At 61.8% G+C, this 20246-nt stretch carries 17 protein-coding genes, 2 pseudogenes and 1 riboswitch; of the genes and pseudogenes, 7 read left to right on the top strand and 12 right to left on the bottom strand.

Features of this window, described 5'->3' with window-relative positions; genetic code table 11:
- The first annotated feature begins 22 nt into the window (after positions 1-22).
- A complete protein-coding gene (locus JOE65_RS01055; protein ID WP_205161507.1) occupies positions 23-505 on the top strand; it encodes a helix-turn-helix domain-containing protein in 483 nt (160 codons plus the stop codon).
- A gap of 2 nt (positions 506-507) precedes the next feature.
- Positions 508-1326, top strand: a complete 819-nt coding sequence (locus JOE65_RS01050) for an IS3 family transposase (RefSeq protein ID WP_205161506.1) — start codon at positions 508-510, stop codon at positions 1324-1326.
- A 3-nt stretch (positions 1327-1329) separates the two neighbouring features.
- Here the strand turns inward: JOE65_RS01050 and JOE65_RS01045 are convergent.
- The 11 genes and pseudogenes from JOE65_RS01045 to JOE65_RS00995 form a co-directional block, all read right to left on the bottom strand.
- A pseudogene (locus tag JOE65_RS01045) lies at positions 1330-1641 on the bottom strand (IS30 family transposase); the annotation flags it as partial.
- A 126-nt stretch (positions 1642-1767) separates the two neighbouring features.
- On the bottom strand, positions 1768-3204 hold the full coding sequence (ltrA, locus tag JOE65_RS01040) for a group II intron reverse transcriptase/maturase (RefSeq protein WP_338021517.1): 1437 nt from the start codon (positions 3202-3204) through the stop codon (positions 1768-1770).
- A 602-nt stretch (positions 3205-3806) separates the two neighbouring features.
- A pseudogene (locus JOE65_RS01035) lies at positions 3807-4523 on the bottom strand (IS30 family transposase); the annotation flags it as partial.
- 213 nt (positions 4524-4736) lie between these two features.
- A complete protein-coding gene (locus JOE65_RS01030) occupies positions 4737-5264 on the bottom strand; it encodes a hypothetical protein (RefSeq protein ID WP_205161503.1) in 528 nt (175 codons plus the stop codon).
- 235 nt (positions 5265-5499) lie between these two features.
- A complete protein-coding gene (locus JOE65_RS01025) occupies positions 5500-6735 on the bottom strand; it encodes a hypothetical protein (RefSeq protein WP_205161502.1) in 1236 nt (411 codons plus the stop codon).
- Between the two features lie 77 nt (positions 6736-6812).
- Positions 6813-7550, bottom strand: coding sequence for an amino acid ABC transporter ATP-binding protein (locus JOE65_RS01020; RefSeq protein ID WP_205161501.1), 738 nt, complete (start codon positions 7548-7550; stop codon positions 6813-6815).
- Positions 7547-8311 (bottom strand): amino acid ABC transporter permease, encoded by a 765-nt coding sequence (locus JOE65_RS01015; RefSeq protein ID WP_205161500.1) that lies wholly within the window; start codon positions 8309-8311, stop codon positions 7547-7549. Before JOE65_RS01015 ends, JOE65_RS01020 begins: the two co-directional genes overlap by 4 nt.
- 12 nt (positions 8312-8323) lie before the next feature.
- Positions 8324-9253, bottom strand: coding sequence for an ABC transporter substrate-binding protein (locus JOE65_RS01010; protein WP_205161499.1), 930 nt, complete (start codon positions 9251-9253; stop codon positions 8324-8326).
- Positions 9254-10097: 844 nt separating this feature from the next.
- Positions 10098-11069, bottom strand: coding sequence for an NAD-dependent epimerase/dehydratase family protein (locus tag JOE65_RS01005; protein ID WP_205161498.1), 972 nt, complete (start codon positions 11067-11069; stop codon positions 10098-10100).
- A complete protein-coding gene (locus JOE65_RS01000) occupies positions 11066-12376 on the bottom strand; it encodes an LLM class flavin-dependent oxidoreductase (protein ID WP_205161497.1) in 1311 nt (436 codons plus the stop codon). The genes JOE65_RS01005 and JOE65_RS01000 overlap by 4 nt, the downstream gene beginning before the upstream one ends.
- Positions 12376-13155 (bottom strand): 3-oxoacyl-ACP reductase, encoded by a 780-nt coding sequence (locus tag JOE65_RS00995; protein WP_239536571.1) that lies wholly within the window; start codon positions 13153-13155, stop codon positions 12376-12378. The genes JOE65_RS01000 and JOE65_RS00995 overlap by 1 nt, the downstream gene beginning before the upstream one ends.
- An 84-nt stretch (positions 13156-13239) precedes the next feature.
- Positions 13240-13342: riboswitch (TPP riboswitch) on the bottom strand.
- Positions 13343-13493: 151 nt separating this feature from the next.
- On the opposite strand from JOE65_RS00995, the gene JOE65_RS00990 reads away from it, so the two are divergent.
- The 5 genes from JOE65_RS00990 to allB are packed head-to-tail and all read left to right on the top strand — an operon-like array spanning position 13494 to position 19549.
- Complete coding sequence (locus JOE65_RS00990) at positions 13494-14291, top strand: hydroxypyruvate isomerase family protein (protein ID WP_205161496.1); 798 nt, start codon at positions 13494-13496, stop codon at positions 14289-14291.
- Positions 14291-15208 carry a 2-hydroxy-3-oxopropionate reductase gene (locus JOE65_RS00985; protein WP_338021669.1) on the top strand — a complete coding sequence of 306 codons (918 nt, stop codon included), beginning with the start codon at positions 14291-14293 and terminating at the stop codon, positions 15206-15208. The genes JOE65_RS00990 and JOE65_RS00985 overlap by 1 nt, the downstream gene beginning before the upstream one ends.
- Before the next feature lie 25 nt (positions 15209-15233).
- Positions 15234-17012, top strand: a complete 1779-nt coding sequence (gene gcl, locus JOE65_RS00980) for a glyoxylate carboligase (RefSeq protein ID WP_205161494.1) — start codon at positions 15234-15236, stop codon at positions 17010-17012.
- A gap of 9 nt (positions 17013-17021) precedes the next feature.
- On the top strand, positions 17022-18194 hold the full coding sequence (locus JOE65_RS00975) for a glycerate kinase (RefSeq protein ID WP_205161493.1): 1173 nt from the start codon (positions 17022-17024) through the stop codon (positions 18192-18194).
- Positions 18191-19549 (top strand): allantoinase AllB, encoded by a 1359-nt coding sequence (allB, locus tag JOE65_RS00970; RefSeq protein WP_205161492.1) that lies wholly within the window; start codon positions 18191-18193, stop codon positions 19547-19549. Before JOE65_RS00975 ends, allB begins: the two co-directional genes overlap by 4 nt.
- Before the next feature lie 111 nt (positions 19550-19660).
- On the opposite strand, the gene JOE65_RS00965 is transcribed toward allB, so the two are convergent.
- Positions 19661-20128, bottom strand: a complete 468-nt coding sequence (locus tag JOE65_RS00965) for a peroxiredoxin (RefSeq protein WP_205161491.1) — start codon at positions 20126-20128, stop codon at positions 19661-19663.
- Positions 20129-20246 lie beyond the last annotated feature (118 nt).

Genomic DNA, 20246 nt, shown 5'->3' with positions numbered 1-20246 from the left:
TCCTTCTTAAGGGAGTAGTCAGATGTACTCGAAAAGCACGTTGAGTCACCCCGACGCCGTGTCTGCTGTCGAATTGTTCGAGCAGGGCTTCACCGCCAGGTCGGTGGCCCTCTCTCTTGACCTTGCCGGGGCTCCGGTCCAAATGTTGTATCAGCGGTGGCAACTACGAGGATCGGGGGCTCTGGTGACGAGAGACCGTAAGCAGTACGACTTCGAGATCAAGCTCGAGATCGTGCTTCGCCATACCCGGGGTGAGTCTGGAAGGGCTCTTTCCGAGGAGTTTGGTCTTCCCTCGCCGAGCACCGTCGCCAATTGGACGAGCATCTTCCGCCGCGACGGGGAAGACGGGCTGCGCCCGAAGCGGCGTGGCAAACCGCCAACCATTCGCGGGGATTCCCCTCCGGAAAGCGAGACCGAGACGCTGCGCACGGAGAACGAGCGGCTTCGCGCTGAGGTCGCGTACTTGGGAAAATTGCGGGCCTTGAGGTCACCGGAACGACGCTGAAAGTGCGAGCTGTCGACGACCTCAAGGCGCACTACCCGCTTCCCCTGTTGCTGCAACTCGCGGATCTTCCACGGTCCACGTTCTACGACCACCGGCGCCGGCTCAGTCGTGGGGACACCCGAACGGCGGCGAACAGCGCATACGGGCACCGGCGCATCCTCGCCGTCCTGCTCCGACAGGGATGGCAGGTGTCGAAGAAGACTGTGCTCAAACTGATGCGCGAGCTCGGCCTGCAGTGCCCGGTGCGGCGCCGCAAACGGTACAACTCCTTCCGTGGTGAGGTCGGGGAGGCGGCCGAGAACGTGTTGAACCGCCAGTTCGCGACGGAGTCTCGGCACACGAAGTGGGTCACGGACGTGACCGAGTTCAACATCGGTGCCTCCAAGGTCTACCTGTCGCCTGTTCTCGATCTCCACGACAACCGGGTCATCTCTGCCACGGCCGGGCCTTCTCCGAGCGTCAAAATGGTCACCGACGGCCTCCGCATGGCAATCGACACTCTCCACCCTGACGAGAAACCTCTCGTCCACTCCGACCAGGGATTTCAGTACCGCCACACCCTCTGGCGGGATACGTTGCGCGACGCGGGGCTCACTCAGTCGATGTCTCGCAAGGGCACGTGTCTTGACAACGCCGTCATGGAAGGGTTCTTCAGCCACCTCAAGGAGGAATGGTTCCGCATCCAGAAACCCGAAACTCTCGCCGAGTTCCACGCGGGGCTCACTGACTACCTCGGATGGTGGAACACCACCCGAATTCAAGGACGACTTGGCTACCTCAGCCCGGACGAGTACCGCGCCCAAACAACCGCCATCGCCTAGGGTTCAATTACAGAGTCCAACTTTCGGGGACCACTCCACTAGGCCGTTGAAGTTTTCGTTTGCACCGCGTTGCCATGGGCTGGATCGTTCGGCAAAATACACCGGAACCCCGCTGGCTTTGGTGAGTTCCTCGTGGCTGGCCATTTCCACTCCTTGGTCCCATGTCAATGAGCGTTTCAGGGATGGCGGCAGCTTGGCGAACGCGCTGATGGCTGCGGCGTTGACGCTTGCCGCGGTATGGTCCTGGGGCAGGTTGACGATGATTCCATACTGGGTTTTCCGTTCCCTCAGAGTCATCATTGCCGAGCCTGACGCGGAACCGACGACGTAGGGTCGGGCCGGAGCGCGTTACCGGGGTTGCTCCCGGTTCGTTTCTCCGACCCGCCCTCCGCACCGGACGTGCGACTCTCATCGCATCCGGCGCTCCACGGATAGCCACTCTTAGCCCGTATGGGCCCATGGTGACGGGATTTTGTGCCCGCGCCATCGATACCGGGTGACCGGTATGGTGGCGGTATCGAACATGGTGATCCCGTCGGCTTCCGGCTGGTTGCCAGGCCTTCCGGTCAGGAACCGCCGGTAGAGTTCCCGCCAGGTAATACGTTTGTGTCGTTTGCGGATCCATTGGGTAACCCGGTGCCAGGTAAAGGCATCGAGGTAACCGAAGGTCGCTTTGGACACTCCATGGCGGAAATAGTTGCACCATCCCCGCAGGACCGCATTGAGACGGCCCAGCAGGTCGGCCAGCCCATGGTGTTCTGATTTGCGTGTCAGCGCCCTCACCTTCCCCAGAATCGTCAGCAACGATTTCTTGGACGGGTAGGTGTAGACGTAACTCTTAGTTGTTCCTTTCTTGAGCCGCCGCTGGATGCGGAAACCCAGGAAGTCGAACCCCTCGTCGAGATGGCAAACACGGGACTTATCAACGGAGATCTGCAACCCCAGCGGGGCTATGACCTCCGCGACCTCGTCCCAGAGCGCGTCCGCATGGGCTTTGGTTCCTGCCACCATAATTACGAAGTCATCCGCATAGCGGATGATCCGGTAGGTGGCCCCGCCGCGTTTGCGGTGCGCGTCTCTTCGCTGTGATGTCTGGTGGGCATCCCATTTATCGCAGAAATGCCTGTCCAGCACCGACAACGCGATGTTGGCCAGCAGTGGCGAAATGATGCCGCCCTGCGGGGTGCCGGTATCGGATTGCTTGATCTTCCCGTCGGCGGACATCACGCCCGCTTTGAGGAATCTGCTGATCAGTAACAGGACGCGTTTGTCCGTGACGCGCTGACGCACTTGCTCCAGCACTGCTGAGTGCTTCAGCTCGTCAAAACACGCCTGAATATCTGCCTCGAACACCCAGCGGTAGCTGCTGGTGCCCAAAGCGTGTATCTCGGCGATCGCATCCTGCGCCCGACGTTTGGGGCGGAAACCGTAACTAACCGGCTTGAAATCCGCCTCAAAGATCGGTTCCAACACCAACGCCAAGGAGGCCTGCACGACCCGATCCATCGCGGTCGGAATGCCAAGCCTGCGCAGCTTGCTACTGCCCGGTTTCGGAATCAACCGTTCCCGCACGGGCAGCGGGACAAACGTACGGGTTTTCAACTGTTCCCGTGTCTGCCCCAGAAACTCCACAACTTCGGCACCGGCACCGATCAGGGCCGGGATACGCCGGTCTACTCCGGCGGTGCGTGCACCCTTATTTCCCTTGACCCGGCCCCACGCTACGGTGAGGAAGTCCCGGTCATAAACGAGGTTGAACACATCATCAAACAGGCGCTCTGATTCATTGACCGCCCAGTGGTGCAGCTTCGTCTGCATCGCACGTACCCGTACGGCCGCCCCTTCCGGGTCCGGCCATATCAGTTCACCGGTATTCACCAGCGCCTCCGTTCCTGCAGTAATTGCTGCTTCTATCCGCTGGGGTCCTTCGCCATGTGACCGGCTTTCCCGGCCTCGGACTACTACGACCCCTCCGCCCCACCATGCGGCCATCGACGGACAACGCGTCAACCCGGAACCTGCCGCCTCTGGGCGAGGCGTAGGCCGGGAGCCCCATGGTGGTTCCCACGTTCACTGTTAACCGGTCGGCAGGTTAGGCGCCCAGCTATGCCCCTGCGATATCGCCACGGCTACGCCGCAGGCCTTCACCGTGGCCTCGGAAGCCAACGACCTTAACCGGCGTCCGAGTTTCCAACACCTACGGTGTCGGTGCGCATCGCAGACCAGCCCATATCCACCGGATTGGAGCTGGCGGGAGACTTGAGAAGCTTTTAGCACTGGTTCCTCTCGTACACCTTCCTGCCTTGCTTGCCGGACCCGGACCATCCGGTAGTACTGGCCCGTCCCGGCGTTGTCGCAGGCTGCTTGCCACCCTCCCCGGCGTTTCCCGGTTCAGGCTGCCCCCAGCTTCGTTATGCTACTGCGACAACACAACGGCGAAGGTCTTCCACCTCCGCCCGGTAAAACAGCGCCTCGTGGCGCACGAGGTCTCCTTCCCAGTGCCCAGGCACTGCCCTGTCGGAGGCTTCGGCGGGACGTTCGCTGATCAGGATCTTGTCCCGGATGCGCCCTTTCGAGGTAAAGTGCAGGCCGCGGGGCTGGCGGGAGGCTCGGCCGGTTCGAAGATGTTTATGCAGGTCAGCACGGAGGTGCCCGCGACCTTGGACGAACAAGGACTGGTAGATCGTTTCGTGGGACACCTGCATCTCCTCCTGCCCCGCAAACACCCGTTTCAAATCGTCGCTGACTTGTTGCGGCGACCAGTTCTTCCGCAATCGTTCCTCGACCACGGCAACCAACCGGGTGTCGGCGAGCTTGCCAATTTTAGGCCTGCAGGCTCGAAGATCGCACCGCTTCTGCGCCGCGTAGGGGCGGTAGGCGCCGGTGTTCTCTCTGCTGTTCCGGCGCAGTTCTCTGGAAATAGTGGATGGTGCCCGGCCAAGCTCTTTGGCGATGTGGCGAACGCCCGCGCCGGCCAGGCGCAGGTCCGCGATCTTCAGTCGGTCGTCTTGGCCGAGATACCTACCCGAGCGAGGCCGCTCCACGACAGGGAACCGGCCTCCAGCTGCTTTGATCCAACGATAGCCCTGAGTCCTATGCACCCCCACAGCCTCACACGCTGCCCCGGCCGTGTAGCCCTGCCGGAGAAGCTCCCAGAACCGATCCCGTCGATCCCTCGCAGCCTGATGTCCTCCCACAACAACACCTCAATCAAGTAAGTGTTACGACGACCCCTTGAGGCCAACCATGGGTTGCAAGGCACTTAGGCTGCGAGGGATCGACGGGATCAGAAGAAGGTGCAGGCCGTCCGCAAGCGGATCCTTCACCGGGCTGCAACGCCGAGAGCGTTGCACTGCTTGTCTGGACTGTCACACGTACTGTTGTCGCGACATTGAACTGCCGGTTGATACTTACGCCTCTGCGGCCGGATGCAACCGTTCGACTTCATCTAGGATGCCAGCGAGATCCTCTGCGTCTTCGACCAGGGACACGGTTCCGAAGGCTTTCCCGATGCGGTTGAAGGAAAATTCCATGCGGAGTGCCCGCGAACGATCTGCAACAAGATAGCGCGCATGCATTTCGCTTCCCTTCTGAAACTGGATCTCCGCCTGAGTACCTACCAGGGCGATGTCCTGTGCGAGAAGCTCACGAATGCCTTCACGAGGTTTGCCGTGTACGACGACCGCACGCTTGACGACGCGCAGCGCTGGCGTCAGGAGAGCTACGACGTTCCCTGCGTAGGTGGCAGGGTCCGCGCCTCCAGCGTCGAGCACGTAGGGATCGATCACGTGTAGTTCGTCTGCTGGAAGGATCTTCTTCAGCTCGATCCAGAACTTCGCGACCACATCAATCAACGGCAAGCTTGTGGGAAATACGCTCTCCTCGAGGTGCGCTAGCGTGCGAGTGGGCTTTGCTCTAACAACAGATTCCTCGGCCATGGCGAGACTCTACAGGGCGACCGCACGCACTCAGGCACTGGCTACCTATCAATAGTCACGAGTAGATGATCGGACGCCGCCTTTTCCGGCTACGGAATCAACGCTTTGACCATCGGCGGATTTTTTGTCTGAACAAGAATTTCAATGGCTGCTTTGATCTTGCCTTTGAAGGTCGATGGGCACCGCATCGCCCTTAAGCCGATCCTCATCTGAGACGGTCTCGGGTCCCCAAGGATTAGTGTCCGATGGTTGGGCCTCTGCTTTGGCTTGGTCCTTTGGGCTTCTCGTCCTGGCGGAGTTGCCTGGCTTCTCGTTCTTTTTCCTGGGCTTTGAGGCGATCTATTTTTCGTTGTGCTTCCGAGACGGCCGGTGATGGGACCGTCTCGCGAAGGGGACTCTTTGTTTGGGCAGGGTCTTGATCTGTTCGGGCGGCCTGCTCTGCTGTTCGTGCACGGATTCTTTGGGTCATGGCGGCAACACGTTCCGCGCTCGATGGTTCAGTTGTCTCTGCGTTGCTTCTGCGGCTCTGGCGCAAGGCCTCGGAGACTTGTTCAGCTTCGGTGTGCCCGGAGTGGGCCTGGGAGCGGGCTTCAGCGCTGATCGCCTCATCGGTGATCTGTTCAGCAGCGACTGGTTCCTTTGTCGTCAGTTCGGAGTATTTGTGCATGGCGGTGACTTTCGCAGCCAGTTGCTCACCGGTTTCCGAGGTCCGATACTTTGCGGGCACGGCGCGGGTGTCTATGTCAGTGAGGTTGTACTTCGCCCGGTAGGTATCGACCTCGGCCGCGAGGTGCACCCATTGGGCGGCTTTGAGCGTATCGGAGGGCACACTGCCGAGTTCGGCCACCCAAACGGGTTGTTGCTCGGCGATTTTCCAGCCGCGGCGGACCATTTCCCGGTCTATGACATCCCGGCGTTTGACGAGCTCGCCGGTGAACAGGGCAGGTGCGTATTTGGCTGTGATGGATCCGGTCGGGGCCATCCACTCCGGCAACGCATCCAGGGGACGGGCGTTGCCTGGTTCGTGATCGGGGAGTAAGGTCCGCAGTTTCTGTTCCGCGGCGATGCGCCCGGTAATCGTCGCGGCCTGGTTTTCACGCTCCCGTGCCGGGGCGATGGGGTCCCGGTGGGTGTGGGCGCCGCGCTCGAAAGCCTCAATGGTACGCGTTGGGTCATCGAGGCTGGCCCGGACCGCGTGCTCTGATTGCAACGAGTCCTGCAGCCAGATGGTCTTGCGGTTGCGTTCGGGGTCATTGATGACGGTATCGGTGGTCAGGGAGGTTTTCGCTGCGGTGATGCGTGCCTGGAGCATCCCGTCGGTGAGGTGTCCGTGGAGGCGTTGGTTCCACGCCACATTCGTACCGGCCAGCCGGCTGACCCGGGCCGGAGTCCTGTCGGTAGCGGCCACCGCGGCGACCGGCGCTCCGGGCACCAGCGCCGGCCGCAGGATAGCGAGTACGACGGCGCTCACGGCGAGCAGTGCAAGTCCCGCCAGGACCGGCTACACACCGCACAGCATCCCCGGACAGGATTGTAGGAGTTACACGGCTACAGGACGTCCGAGAGGAAGTTGCGCAGCCGGTCTGTCTGCGGATCGTCAAACATTTGGGCGGGCGGGCCGGTTTCGACCACGACGCCGGCGTCCATGAACGTCACGGAGTCCGAGACGTTACGTGCGAACCCCATTTCGTGGGTAACCACAACCATGGTCATGCCGGAAGCCGCGAGATCGGCCATGAGGCTGAGGACGCCCTTGACCAGCTCGGGATCCAGCGCCGAGGTGGCTTCATCGAAGAACATGACCTCCGGTTTCATGGCAAGGGCGCGGGCAATGGCTACGCGCTGCTGCTGTCCGCCGGACAGGTTGCCCGGTCGTGAGCCCGCCTTATGCGCCAGGCCCACCAGGTCCAGCTGGGCCAACGCCTCTGCCCGGGCCTGCTCCGCCGGGAGTTTTCGAAGCTTACGCAGCGCCAGAGATACGTTATCCAGGACGCTCTTGTGGGGAAACAGGTTGAACTGCTGGAACACCATACCGATCCGCTGCCGCAGCTGATCCGGATTGTCCTTCAGGACCGACCGGCCGTCGAGCGCGATGTCGCCGGAGTCCGGTTCGATCAGACGGTTGAGGACCCTTAGCAATGTGGACTTGCCCGAGCCGGACGGGCCTATCACCGAGGCCGTACTGCCAGGCTCCACGTGAAGGTTGATGCCGCGTAGCACATGGTTGGATCCAAAGGACAGATGCAGATTGCTGCCGGTCAGGCTCCCCGGGGTCGAATCATTCATGCTGGCGCACCTTCCCTGGCTGGCAACTTGGGTTCCGCAGTGTTCTTGCCCTCAGGTTTGCCCGTGCGCAGCCGGTTGTCGATGTAGTTGACCAGGTGGGTCAACGGGATGGTGAGAACAAGGTAGAGGATGCCGGCTGCCACGAGCGGGGAGAGGTTCCCCGAGTTGGCGGCGGCGTCGTTCCCCACCCTGAAAATTTCGCGTTGACTTGCCAGCAGGCCCAGAAAATAGATCAGGGAGGAGTCCTTGATCAGCGAGATGAACTGGTTGACCAAAGCCGGCAGCACCCGGCGGATGCCCTGCGGGACAACGATGAGCGACATCGAGGACCGGTAGCTGAACCCGAGGGCGCGCGTTGCCTCCAGCTGGCCGGCCTCGACACTCTGGATGCCTGACCGGAAAATTTCGCCGATGTACGCCGCAGCCATCAGGGACAGGGCGAGAATCCCGAGGGGGAACGGGTTGGTGCTGCCGGTCACCTCGCGCACCACCGGGCCGAGTCCGATGCCGATGAGGAGGATGGTGACGACGGCGGGGAGCCCACGGAAGATGTCCGTGTAGATCCTTGACGTCCATCGTAGGACTGGATTGCGCGAGATCCCCATCATGGCCAGAATCATTCCCAGTACGCAGCCGAGCACGCCGGAAGCCGCCGCCAGCAGCAGCGTATTGGGCAGCCCGACCAGCAGCAGGTCGGGGACAATGGCGGCCATGGCTTCCCAGTCGAAGAACGTTTGGAAGAGCTGATCAAGCATGTTCATCAGAGGAAATTCCTAGGGTAGTTTTACGGCTTGGCTGCCCGGTGCCCAGTCCTTGGGGACCTCACGCTCCGGGTACCATTCCTTGACCAGTTCATTCCAGGTGCCATCCTCCACCACCGCGTCCAGCCCCGAGTTCAAAGCGTCAAGAAGCTCCTTGTTCCCGCTGTTCACGGCGTACGCGGTGAAGTTCTGAGTGTTGATCACAGATTCGGCAATGACGGTTTCATCGCCTTTCTTGACCTGTCCCTCGGCCTGCTGGGAAGGGGCTACCCAGGCGTCGATCTGCCCGTTGCGGACATTGGAATACACCGTGTTGTAGTCATAGAAGCGTACGGGCTCAATGCCCAGGGTGTTGGTCGCGTAGTCATCCTGTACGGTGCCCTGGACCACGCCGATCCGTTTGCCGTCGCCAATGTCATCGAAGCCCTTGATCTCGGCGTCGGTCTTCGTCACCACTGCCATATAACCGAAGTCGTAGCCGTTGGTAAAACCAATGTTCTCGCGGCGGGAGTCGGTGGTGGAGATCGAGGAGGATCCGACGTCGAACTGCTTGTTCTGCACCTGGGCCAGCAGCGACGAGAAGTCCGTGGATGCGAACTCGACCTCAAGATCGAGCTTCTTGCCGATGGCACGCAGCAGCTCGTTGTCGAAACCGGTGAACTTGCCGGTCTCGTCGATAAAGATGTTCGGTGGGGCATCGGAGAGTGTTCCCACGCGGAGGGTTCCCTCGGTGATGAGATCCAGTTGTGCAGGATCCACCTCTTCAAGGGGAATGACCTTTTCGGTGGTGTATTTGTCCGTCGACTCCTGGTCACTGCCGGAGAGAGCATTGGCGCCAGGCGTGCCGGGATCGGATGCGGAACCGCCACAGGCCGCCAGGCCCAGGACCAGCGCGACGGCCACGGGTGCAGTGATAAGACGGCGCAGAAAATTACGCTCCATGAGGTTTCCCCTCGAAAGTTGTTGTTACGCGGAATCACGCCTCAGACATGTGCGTGGAAGAGATAAAAGTCTGTCAGCCGCATGACCGTGAATGTAAATTTCATGACGTCGCGATTCGGACCATTAGCCGCGGAAACCGCGGGTTGCCGATACTCTCATCAGCGGAGTGTGGTGCAGATCATGTCAGACTGGCAGGAGTCACCACTGTTTGACGCCCGCACATCATTGCGGTGGTACATCGTCTTGAGAGAAACGGGAATACACATGTCTGACAACGCGCCTGGTCCGTATGGACAGCATGGCAACCAGCCAGGCTGATTAACTCTTCCTTCAATGTCATCCTAGGGAAGGAACCCCACCCCAGGACATCCACAGGTTTCAATCATTACCCCCAGCATTTAGTACATGACACTCTTGACGAGGCATCCTATACGGTCGAAAACGATTCTCTTACGGAACCGTGGTCGCCGTGCAGACGACTACGAATATTCCGTGCAGTCGACTTCGAAAAACGACAGATAGGTGTGCCTTGTCCGAGTGTCTTGCAACCGCCCTAGAGATATGAGACGTCGTACCGACTGACCTACCGCGACGACGGCAATCACTTAATTTTCGAGGAATCCTAAGAAATTTATCCAAGGCTGACGATTCTCGTAACTATGTCTCGAAACCTCCTGGTTGAATCGCTGTATCCACCGTTGGTTATGAGACACATGTGCGCCTTCGCCGACAAACTCCCCGCTCGAAGCGCTGTCCGCCTGGTCGAAGGCGGTGAACCTGCTGCCCAGGTTGCCCGCGCTCATAGGTCTGTGCGGAGTCGCCAGGTTGAACGCGCTCTTGGCACTCATTGCAAAAGTTGAAGCAGCGCCAGTTCCTCGGCCCGCGTCAACCCAGAGCGCCGTTCCCGGTCGAGTCCGCGGTGCTGTTCATCGGCCAGGACATCCGCGAGGCTGTGCTCCAGCGGCCGAAGCTGACCGCCAGCTGCGCGGAATGCGGTGTTGGAACGCTGCGCCATGGCTGCGTCCTCCTGCGGAAGCCACAGCGGCAACGAGTACAATCCGGCCCAATAGTTCACCCCGTGATTGAGCAGCCACTCATGGGTGGCGGGCACGACGGCGCCGCGGAAGCCAGCGACCGCCGCCGCCTGCTCGAGCACAGAAGCCAGTGGATATTCGTCTCCGACCGCGTTGAAAATGCCCGTGACGCCCCGGCTGCCGGCGTCGATAATCCACGCCGCGAGATCACGAACGTCAATCACCTGCGCCGACAACCCCTCCGTTGTAGGCGTCAGAACCGGGCCGTCCCCTGCAGAGGAAAACCGTGCAGGCCAGTAGCCGAACCGGTCGCTGCCATCACCCGGACCGCCGATGAGTCCGGGGCGCACTGTCAGGAGGAAGTCACCGGCAGCCGCCGTCGTCGCCTGTTCAGCAGCAACCTTCGCCTGGCCGTAGTCCGCAAGATCCACCGGGTTCAGCAGCGCAGCATCCTCGTCAGCGTTCGGCTCAGAATTGAACGCGTAAACGGAAACGCTCGAGATAAGAGTCCAATGCTTTGTCCGGGGCGCCAGGCATCGCAGGGCATCTTTGACGAAGTCGAGGTTGTAAGACAGCTCGATGACCTCATCCCACTGTTCCCCGTCAACCTGCTGGTAGGCATCCGCCCCGGACCTGTCCGCGGAGACCAGCACAGCACCATCGGGCGCCGAGCCCGATTCGCCGCGGGCCAGGCAGGTCACGTGGTCGCCGTTGGCCACCAGCTGAGCGGCAATCTCGCGGCCCAACCATGCCGTTCCGCCAAGAATCAGTACTTTTCTCATATCCCAGTATGCATCGGCCGCGCCAACCCCAGATGTCCGCGGAGCGTTGATGCCGTGTACTCCTGCCGGAACAGTCCACGTTTCTGCAGCACGGGAATGACGTGGTCCACGAAGTCCTCGATCCCGCTAGGCAGCGACGGCGGCATGAGGTTGAAGCCGTCGGCGCCGTCGTTCTGGAACCAGTCCGTGATCCTGTCCGCAATCTGCTCCGGGGTGCCCACCATGGTGCAGTGTCCTCCTCCCGCAGCGAGCCTGCCAAGCAGTTCACGAACGGTAGGCTGCTCGGCATCGATGATTCGCAGGATCGTGGCGTAGCGCCCCTTGGGTCCAGTGAATTCGTCCAGCGGAACCAGCGCGGGCACGGGTGCGTCCAACTCCCAGTCCATGCAATCACGTCCCACAAACTGTCCGAGCTGCCGCAGCGAATTGTCGGTGGGCAGTAGCTCATCCAGTTCCCGTTGTTTGGCTCGGGCTTCGGCCTCCGTTGACCCCACATACGTGACTAATCCGGGCATGATCGGAACCTGTGCCGCGTCCCTTCCAGCGGCGGTGATCCGCGCTTTCACATCCCGGTAGTACTCCTGCGCACTCGGCAAGTTATAGGCGACGGCGTAGATTGCCTCCGCGCGACTGGCGGCTAGAGTGCGGCCCGGCTCGGATGCCCCCGCCTGAAACAACACAGGATTGCCCTGCGGCGGGCGCGGAACGTTCAGCGGTCCATCCACCAGGAAGTTCTCGCCGTGATGGTCGATCGAGTGCACCCGCGACGGGTCCGCATAGAGCCCGTTTCGCTCGTAGAGCAGGGCGTCATCCGCCCACGAATCCCACAGGCGCAGTACGACGTCGACAAACTCTTCTGCTCGGGCGTAACGGACGTCGTGGGCTGGCATGGCTTCCATGCCGTGGTTGCGGGCCTCGGCGTCGAACATGGACGTGACGACGTTCCAGCCCATCCGCCCACCGGAAATGTGATCCAGTGAGGCAACCATACGGGCTGCGTGGAACGGCGTGTAAAAGGTGCTGGACACAGTGCTGACGAGCCCGATCCGCTCGGTGGCCCTGCTCATGGCCGAGAGCGCGGTCAGGGGTTCAAGGAACCAGAGTGGCCCGTCGCCCACCGGACCGGCGGACTGCCCATCGGCGAAGAACACCGCGTCCAGGAGGCCGCGCTCAGCGGTCTGAGCCAATTCCTCGAAGTAGGAGATGTCACCGAGCCGTTCAGCAGACGACGACGGATGCCGCCACGCCGCTTTGTGGTGCCCGCAGCCGTGGATAAACAGGTTGAAGTGGAGTTGGCGGCTGGTCATCAGTTGTTGACCAGTCCGCCGTCGACCACCAGGTTCTGTCCAGTCACTGAGCGGGACCAGGGTGAGGCGAAGAAGAGGGTTGCGTCGGCGAACTCGTCCGGTGTGGTGACCCGGCGGAGCGGAGTGCCGGCGGCGATCAGGTCAAACACTTCTTCTGGCGTCGCGGAGCTGGCGTCTGTGGTGCGCAGCAGGCCGCCGGAGACCATGTTGACGGTGATCCCATCCTTGCCGAGATCGTGCGCAAACGTGCGGGTGAGTGAGAGCAGCGCGGCCTTGGCTGCCGTGTAGTCGTGGTAGGGGACAACCGGGTTCTGAAACAGGTTGGTACCAACGTTGATCACGCGTCCAAAGCCAACGGCGCGCATGCCGGGTAGGGCGGACTGAACTGTGTTGAGCGAGCCCTGGACGCCGGAGAACTGCTGCGCTAGGTTGTCCCAGGTCAGCTGGTCCGCGTCTGGACGGGCGTCTCCGTTGAAGGAGAACTCCGGCAGCGCGTTGTTGACCACGGTGGTTATGGCGGTGCCGAAGTGCTCCTGGGCGCGGGTGATCATGGTGTCCACCTGCGCCCTGTCGCGGACGTCAGCCTGAACCGCCAGCGCCTTCCCAGGGAATTCGGCTTCTACCGACCGTGCTGCCTCTTCGCTACCCAGATAGTTGATGACTACCCGGGCGCCTTCGCGGAGGAAGGCTCGGACCAGGCTGGTGCCCAGACCGCGACCGCCGCCGGTGATGAGAACAATCTGATCGGTGATGGGCAAGGAGGTGGGGGAGGTGGTCATGGCGTGCCTTTCGCTTGTGTGGCGAAGGCGTGCGCTGCGCATGACGACGGCGGCTGCCGGAGTGCGTCGAGATAACTGACCGCGTCATGGGAGTGCTGACATTCCCTTCGCCAGTGCTAACTGGATCAGGTTCAACGGGTTTTATCTCAGCTGCGGCCCTGTGGTCGCAGCACCCCGTGTCACTGCTGATGACCCTAGCGCACCTTGCTGCGTGCACGCTATTTGTCGACAAATGAGGTTGACGTCACACGGACTCCACCCGTACTCTTTTCATAGAGCAAAAGATAAACTCCACGATACGGAAACTAGTGAAGGTAGACGTAACCGAAGGAAGTGCCATGACGTACACCGTGAACTGCTCCATCCTCCTCACCGAGCTGCCGCTGCTGGAACGGCCCGCTGCAGCGAAGAAGGCCGGATTCGACAACGTGGAATTCTGGTGGCCCTTTGAAACCTCCACACCAACGGAGGCCGACGTGGCCGAGTTCGAAAAAGCCATCACCGACGCCGGAGTCCAGCTCACCGGCCTGAACTTCAACGCCGGAAACATGCCCGGCGGAGACCGCGGACTCGTCTCCTGGCCAGCACGCAGTGACGAGTTCCGCGCCAACCTTCCAGTAGTCGCAGCCATCGGTGAGCGCCTCGGTTGCAAGGGCTTCAATGCCCTCTACGGCAACCGCACCGAGGACTCCACACCGGAAGAACAGGACGCGCTCGCCGTCGAAAACCTCATCCTCGCAGCCCGCGCCGTCGCGCCCTTTGGCGGCGTCGTCCTGCTCGAGCCCGTCAGCGGCACCGAGGCCTACCCGCTGAAGACCGCCGCGGACGCGCTCGCCGTCATCGACAAGGTCAAGGCGCAGGGCTTGGACAATGTCAAGCTGCTGGCAGATTTCTACCACCTTGCGGTCAACGGGGACGACGTCGGGGCGGTCGTCACCAACCATGCGGCGGACTTTGGCCATATCCAGATTGCCGATGCGCCGGGCCGCGGCGAGCCGGGCAGCGGAGAGCTTCCACTGAACGAGTGGATCGAGAAAAGCCGCAGCCTCGGCTACAACGGGCCGATCGGGCTCGAGTACAAGACTCCGCAGGAACGCGCCTTCGGCTGGGTTGAAACCGCCGAAGCCGCCAAGTAATCACTCCCACAAAACTTTCGAAGGAATCAGATATGACAAACATTGCAGTCATCGGACTCGGAATCATGGGATTGCCCATGGCCGCCAATCTCGTCAAGGCCGGAAACCAGGTCACCGGTTACAACCGCAGCCAGGACAAGATCGACAAACTCGTTGAACAGGGCGGTAAGGGTGCCTCCAACATCGCCGAGGCAGTCAAAGATGCCGACGTCGTCATCACCATGGTGCCGGACTCACCGGACGTGGAGGATGTGGTCAGCGGCAGCGACGGCGTCTTTGCCAACGCGAAGAAGGGCGCCCTCTGGATTGATGCCAGCAGCATCAGGCCCGACGTCGCCAAACGGCTTTCCGACGACGCCCGCGAAGCCGGTCTGCGCCCGCTCGATGCCCCCGTTTCCGGCGGGGAACAGGGTGCGATCGACGCCGTTCTGTCCATTATGGTCGGCGGCGACGCACAGGACTTCAAGGATGCCGAGCCCGTTCTCAACGCTGTGGGCAAGACCATTGTGCACGTTGGCCCCTCCGGTTCCGGACAGACCGTCAAAGCCGCAAACCAGCTGATCGTCGCCGGGAACATTGAACTTCTGGCAGAGGCCATCGTCTTCCTCGAGGCCTACAACGTGGATACCGATGCCGCGCTGAAGGTGCTCGGCGGCGGCCTGGCCGGTTCCAAGGTGCTGGAGCAGAAGGGCCAGAAAATGCTGGACCGCTCCTTCGACCCGGGCTTCCGCCTGCAGCTGCATAACAAAGACCTCGGCATTGTCACCGCAGCCGCCCGCGAAGCTGGCGTCACCATTCCACTGGGAGCCCTCGTCGCGCAATTGGTGGGTTCGATGGTCAACCAGGGCGAAGGCGGACTGGACCATTCCGGCCTCTTCAAGCTCGTTGAACAGCTTTCCGGCCGATCCACCAACTAATCTTTCACTTCCACTAGGAGTTCCCATGCCCAAAATGCGCGCAGTTGACGCCGCCGTCGCCATCCTGGAAAAGGAAGGCGCTACTCAGACCTTCGGCCTGCCCGGAGCAGCCATCAATCCCTTCTACTCCGCCATGCGTGCCCACGGCGGCATCGGTCACGTGCTTGCACGCCACGTAGAAGGCGCCTCCCATATGGCGGAGGGTTACACCCGCGCCGCCCCCGGGAACATCGGCATCTGCATCGGCACCTCCGGCCCTGCGGGAACGGACATGCTCACCGGGATGTACTCGGCGTGGGCCGATTCCATCCCGATCCTCTGCATCACGGGTCAGGCGCCGGTAGCGAAGCTGCACAAGGAAGATTTCCAGGCCGTGGACATCGCGTCCATCGCGAAGCCCGTCACCAAGATGGCCGTGACCGTACTGGAGGCCGCCCAGGTTCCGGGTCTGTTCCAGAAGGCGTTCCACGAAATGCGCACTGGCCGTCCGGGCCCGGTCCTGATCGACCTCCCGATTGACGTCCAAAAAGCTGAGATCGAGTTCGATCCGGACCTGTACGAGCCGCTGCACGTCGCCAAACCTGCGGCGACGCGCAAGCAGCTGGAGAAGGTCCTGGACATGCTTGAGCACGCCGAGCGCCCGGTGTTGATCGCGGGCGGCGGCATCATCAATGCCAACGCAGCCGATCAACTGGTTGAGCTGGCCGAACTGCTGAACATCCCGGTCATCCCCACGCTCATGGGCTGGGGAACCATTCCTGATGATCACGAGCTGATGGCCGGCATGGTGGGTCTTCAGACCTCGCACCGCTACGGCAATGCAACCATGCTGGAGTCCGACGTCGTCATCGGCATTGGCAACCGCTGGGCCAACCGTCATACCGGCGCGCTGGATGTTTATACCAAGGGCCGCAAATTCGTTCACATCGACATTGAGCCCACCCAGATCGGCCGCGTGTTCGCCCCTGACTTCGGCATTGTGTCCGACGCCGGTGAGGCCCTGAAGGGCTTGATCGAGGTAGCGCGGGAACGCAAGGACAAGCAGGGCCTGCCGGACTGGAACGCATGGGTGAAGGACTGCGCGCAGCGGAAGTCCATGCTGCAGCGAAAGACGCACTTCGACAACGTGCCCATGAAGCCGCAGCGTGTGTACCAGGAGATGAACCGGGTGTTCGGACGGGATACCCGCTACGTTTCGACGATTGGTCTCTCGCAGATTGCCGGCGCTCAGTTCCTGCACGTCTACAAGTCACGCAACTGGATCAACTGTGGTCAGGCCGGTCCGCTCGGTTGGACCGGGCCGGCGGCGCTCGGTGTTGTCAAGGCTGATCCGAGTGCAGAGGTTGTGGCCCTCTCCGGCGACTATGATTTCCAGTTCATGCTCGAAGAGCTCGCGGTCGGCGCGCAGTTCAAGCTGCCGTACATCCACGTGGTGGTCAACAACTCCTACCTGGGACTGATTCGTCAGTCGCAGCGCGGATTCGACATGGATTTCCACGTGTCATTGGCCTTCGACAACGTCAACTCCCCGGAGCTCGAGGGCTACGGCGTGGACCACGTCAAGGTCGCGGAGGGCCTGGGTTGCAAGGCCATCAGGGTACGGGAAGCCGGAGATCTGCAGGGCGCTTTCGAGAAGGCCCGCGAGCTGATCGCAGAGTTCCAGGTGCCGGTGGTAGTTGAGGTCATCCTCGAACGGATCACCAACATCTCGATGGGCGCAGCGGGCATTGACGCGGTCAATGAGTTCGAAGAACTTGCACAGTCAGCAGAGGATGCACCAACGGCAATTTCGCTGCTGGTCTAGGCTGCCCCCATGCGGATAGTCATAGCGCCGGACAAGTTCAAGGGCTCGCTCTCGGCTCCAGAGGTGGCGCGGGCGGTAGCTGCCGGATTGTTGGCGGCCCGTCCGGACACCATTGTGGTTCAGGTGCCGGTGGCCGACGGCGGCGAGGGAACTCTCGACGCCGCCGTCGGTGCCGGTTTCACCCTCACCACGGCGTCGGTTACCGGCCCAACGGGTGAACGGCTCGACGCTGATTATGCCGTTCAGGGCACGCGCGCCGTCATTGAGATGGCGACGGCGTCCGGGTTGGCGGTGCTCCCCGGTGGCGGGCTGCAAGCGCGGACCGCCACCAGCCGTGGCACCGGTGACCTCATCCGTGACGCGATGGACCGTGGCTGCACCGATATTGTGCTCGGCGTAGGCGGAAGTGCCAGTACCGACGGCGGGGCGGGCCTTCTGGCCGCGCTCGGCGCCAAGTTGCTGGACGCTGAGGGTGGTGAACTCTCCGACGGCGGTGCTGCCCTGATTCGGTTAGCCCGCGTAGACCTATCTGCCCTGGATCCGAGACTGGCCTCCGTGTCCTTCACCCTGGCATCCGACGTCGATAATCCGCTTCGCGGTGCCAACGGGGCGGCCGCAATTTTCGGGCCCCAGAAAGGGGCCACACCCACGGACGTTACCGAGCTCGACGACGCCCTCGGGCAGTTTGTCACGTGCCTGGCCGCGGAACTGGGGGAGTCCGCACAACCCGCGGCGCTACTGCCCGGAGCCGGTGCAGCGGGTGGGGTTGGCTACGCTGCCCTCACCGTCCTGAAGGCACGACGACGGGCGGGGATCGACGTCGTGCTGGACCTGACTCGTCTGGCAGGGAAACTGCAGGGAGCGGACCTGGTCATCACCGGAGAAGGCAGCCTCGACGAGCAGAGCCTGGGTGGCAAGACGCCACTCGGGGTTGCGCAGGCGGCTGCGGCTGCGGGCGTTCCCGTCATGGCTGTGTGCGGGCGCACGCCGCTGACCCCGCAACAGCTTCACCGCGCGGGCTTTATACGTACGATTGCGCTGACAGACCTTGAACCCAACGTTGACAAATGCATGGCCAACGCCGCTGAACTTCTCACCGAAGCAGGCAGAATGATCGCCGCCGATGTGGATGAAAGTTCAAACGGCACAGCAGTAACAGGAAAGCAGGAACACAAAGCATGAGCACAGCGGAAAACGCCGAAACGGTCTTTGACACAGTGATCCGAGGCAAACGCATCCTGACCGGAGCCGGTGTTGTGGCGCGCGAGGTCGGCATCAAGGATGGCGTGGTGACCGCTATCGAGCCGCTGGGCAACGGGTTGCAGGGCAAGGAAATTCTGGAGCTCGCCGACGACGAAACCCTACTGCCCGGACTCGTGGACACGCACGTTCATGTGAACGAACCGGGACGCACCGAGTGGGAGGGCTTCGCCTCTGCCACCAAGGCAGCGGCCGCCGGCGGCGTCACCACCATCATCGACATGCCGTTGAACAGCATCCCGCCCACCGTGAACGTCGCTGCGCTGGAAGAAAAGCGCGACGCCGCCCGAGACCAGGCGTTCGTCGATGTCGGCTTCTGGGGCGGTGCCATTCCCGGCAACAAAGGGGACCTGCGCGGTCTGCATGATGAAGGCGTGTTCGGTTTCAAGTGCTTCCTCCTGCACTCCGGCGTTGACGAGTTCCCGCCGCTGGACGCTGATGAGATGGAGGAGGACCTCGAGGAACTCAAGACGTTCGACTCGATCATGATTGTCCACGCCGAAGATTCACGCTCCATTGACCGCGCGCCTCAGGCCGAGGGCGATCAGTACAACAAATTCCTGGCCTCACGCCCGCGAGGCGCCGAGAACATCGCCATAGCCGAGGTCATTGAACGGGCCCGCTGGACCGGTGCCCGCGCGCATATCCTCCACCTGTCGTCGTCGGACGCGTTGCCCATGATCCGGTCCGCGAAGCGCGACGGGGTCAAACTCACCGTGGAAACCTGCCCCCACTACCTGACGTTGCTGTCGGAGGAAATTCCGGCCGGCGGTACCGCGTTCAAGTGCTGCCCACCAATCCGTGAGGCGTCGAACCGGGAGCTGCTGTGGGAAGGGCTACAGGACGGCACGATCGACTGCATTGTGTCCGACCATTCGCCCAGCACCATCGAGCTGAAGGACGTGGAAACAGGGGACTTTGGTACCGCATGGGGCGGGGTCGCATCGTTGCAGCTGGGCTTGTCCCTCATTTGGTCTGAAGCACGCCAGCGTGGGATTCCCCTCGAGCAGGTGGTGGATTGGATGTCTGTACGTCCAGCGCACCTTGCCCGGTTGACAGGCAAAGGCCAGCTTGCCCTCGGGTTCGACGCGGACTTCTCGGTTTTCGCGGTCGACGATGCCTTTGTGGTCAGCGCCGCCAGCCTGCACCACAAGAACCCCATCACCGCTTACGAGGGCAAGGCCCTCACCGGCGTGGTGCGCCGCACGTTCCTCCGCGGACAGGAAGTGGACTTCCAGGCTCCGCACGGCAACCTGATTCGGCGTGGTCAGATTTAGGTGCCATTCACTCTTCCGCCAGGGTGCTGGGGTTCTCTGACGGGAACCAAAAAGAGCTGGTCTTCCGCTTTAGCAGGGAAGGCCAGCTCTTTTGTTCTGTGCTGCGGCGGTCTAGAGGCCGAGCTTGCTGCGGAGGTCTGTGACGTGGCCCGTGGCATCAACGTTGTACTCGGCGAGCTGGACCTTGCCCTCGCCGTCGATCACGACGGTGGAGCGGAGGGTTCCCGTCATCTTCTTGCCATTGAATTCCTTATCCCCATAAGCACCCCAGACCTTCGCGGTGACGCTGTCTGCGTCAGAGAGGAGAGGGAAAGTGAGTGCATGATCGGCGCTGAAACTAGCCAAGTCCTCCACGGGGTCGGAGGAGATGCCGATCACGCTGTACCCGCCGCCCTGGAGGGACTCGAGGTTGTCACGGAAATCGCACGCTTCCGTTGTGCAGCCAGGCGTCGCGGCTTTCGGATAGAAGTACACGACGACGCTCCGGCCGCGGTACTCATCCAGTCCCACGGGGACGCCCTCGGCGTCCGGCAGATTGAATTCAGGGGCTGTGTCACCGGTGCTCAGCTGAGAAGTCATTCGGGTCACTCCAATTTTCATCGACTAATTCCACGATGCAGAATCTGTTTACTACATTACGAAATTCTAATGCGTTAGCTTGTTGAGGGTCAATCCAGTCTCTACGTTACAGCTCACG

Origin of the sequence: Arthrobacter roseus, from assembly GCF_016907875.1 — a bacterium.
Classification (GTDB): Bacteria; Actinomycetota; Actinomycetes; order Actinomycetales; family Micrococcaceae; genus Arthrobacter_J; species Arthrobacter_J roseus.
This window is presented reverse-complemented; position numbering and strand designations above follow the sequence as displayed.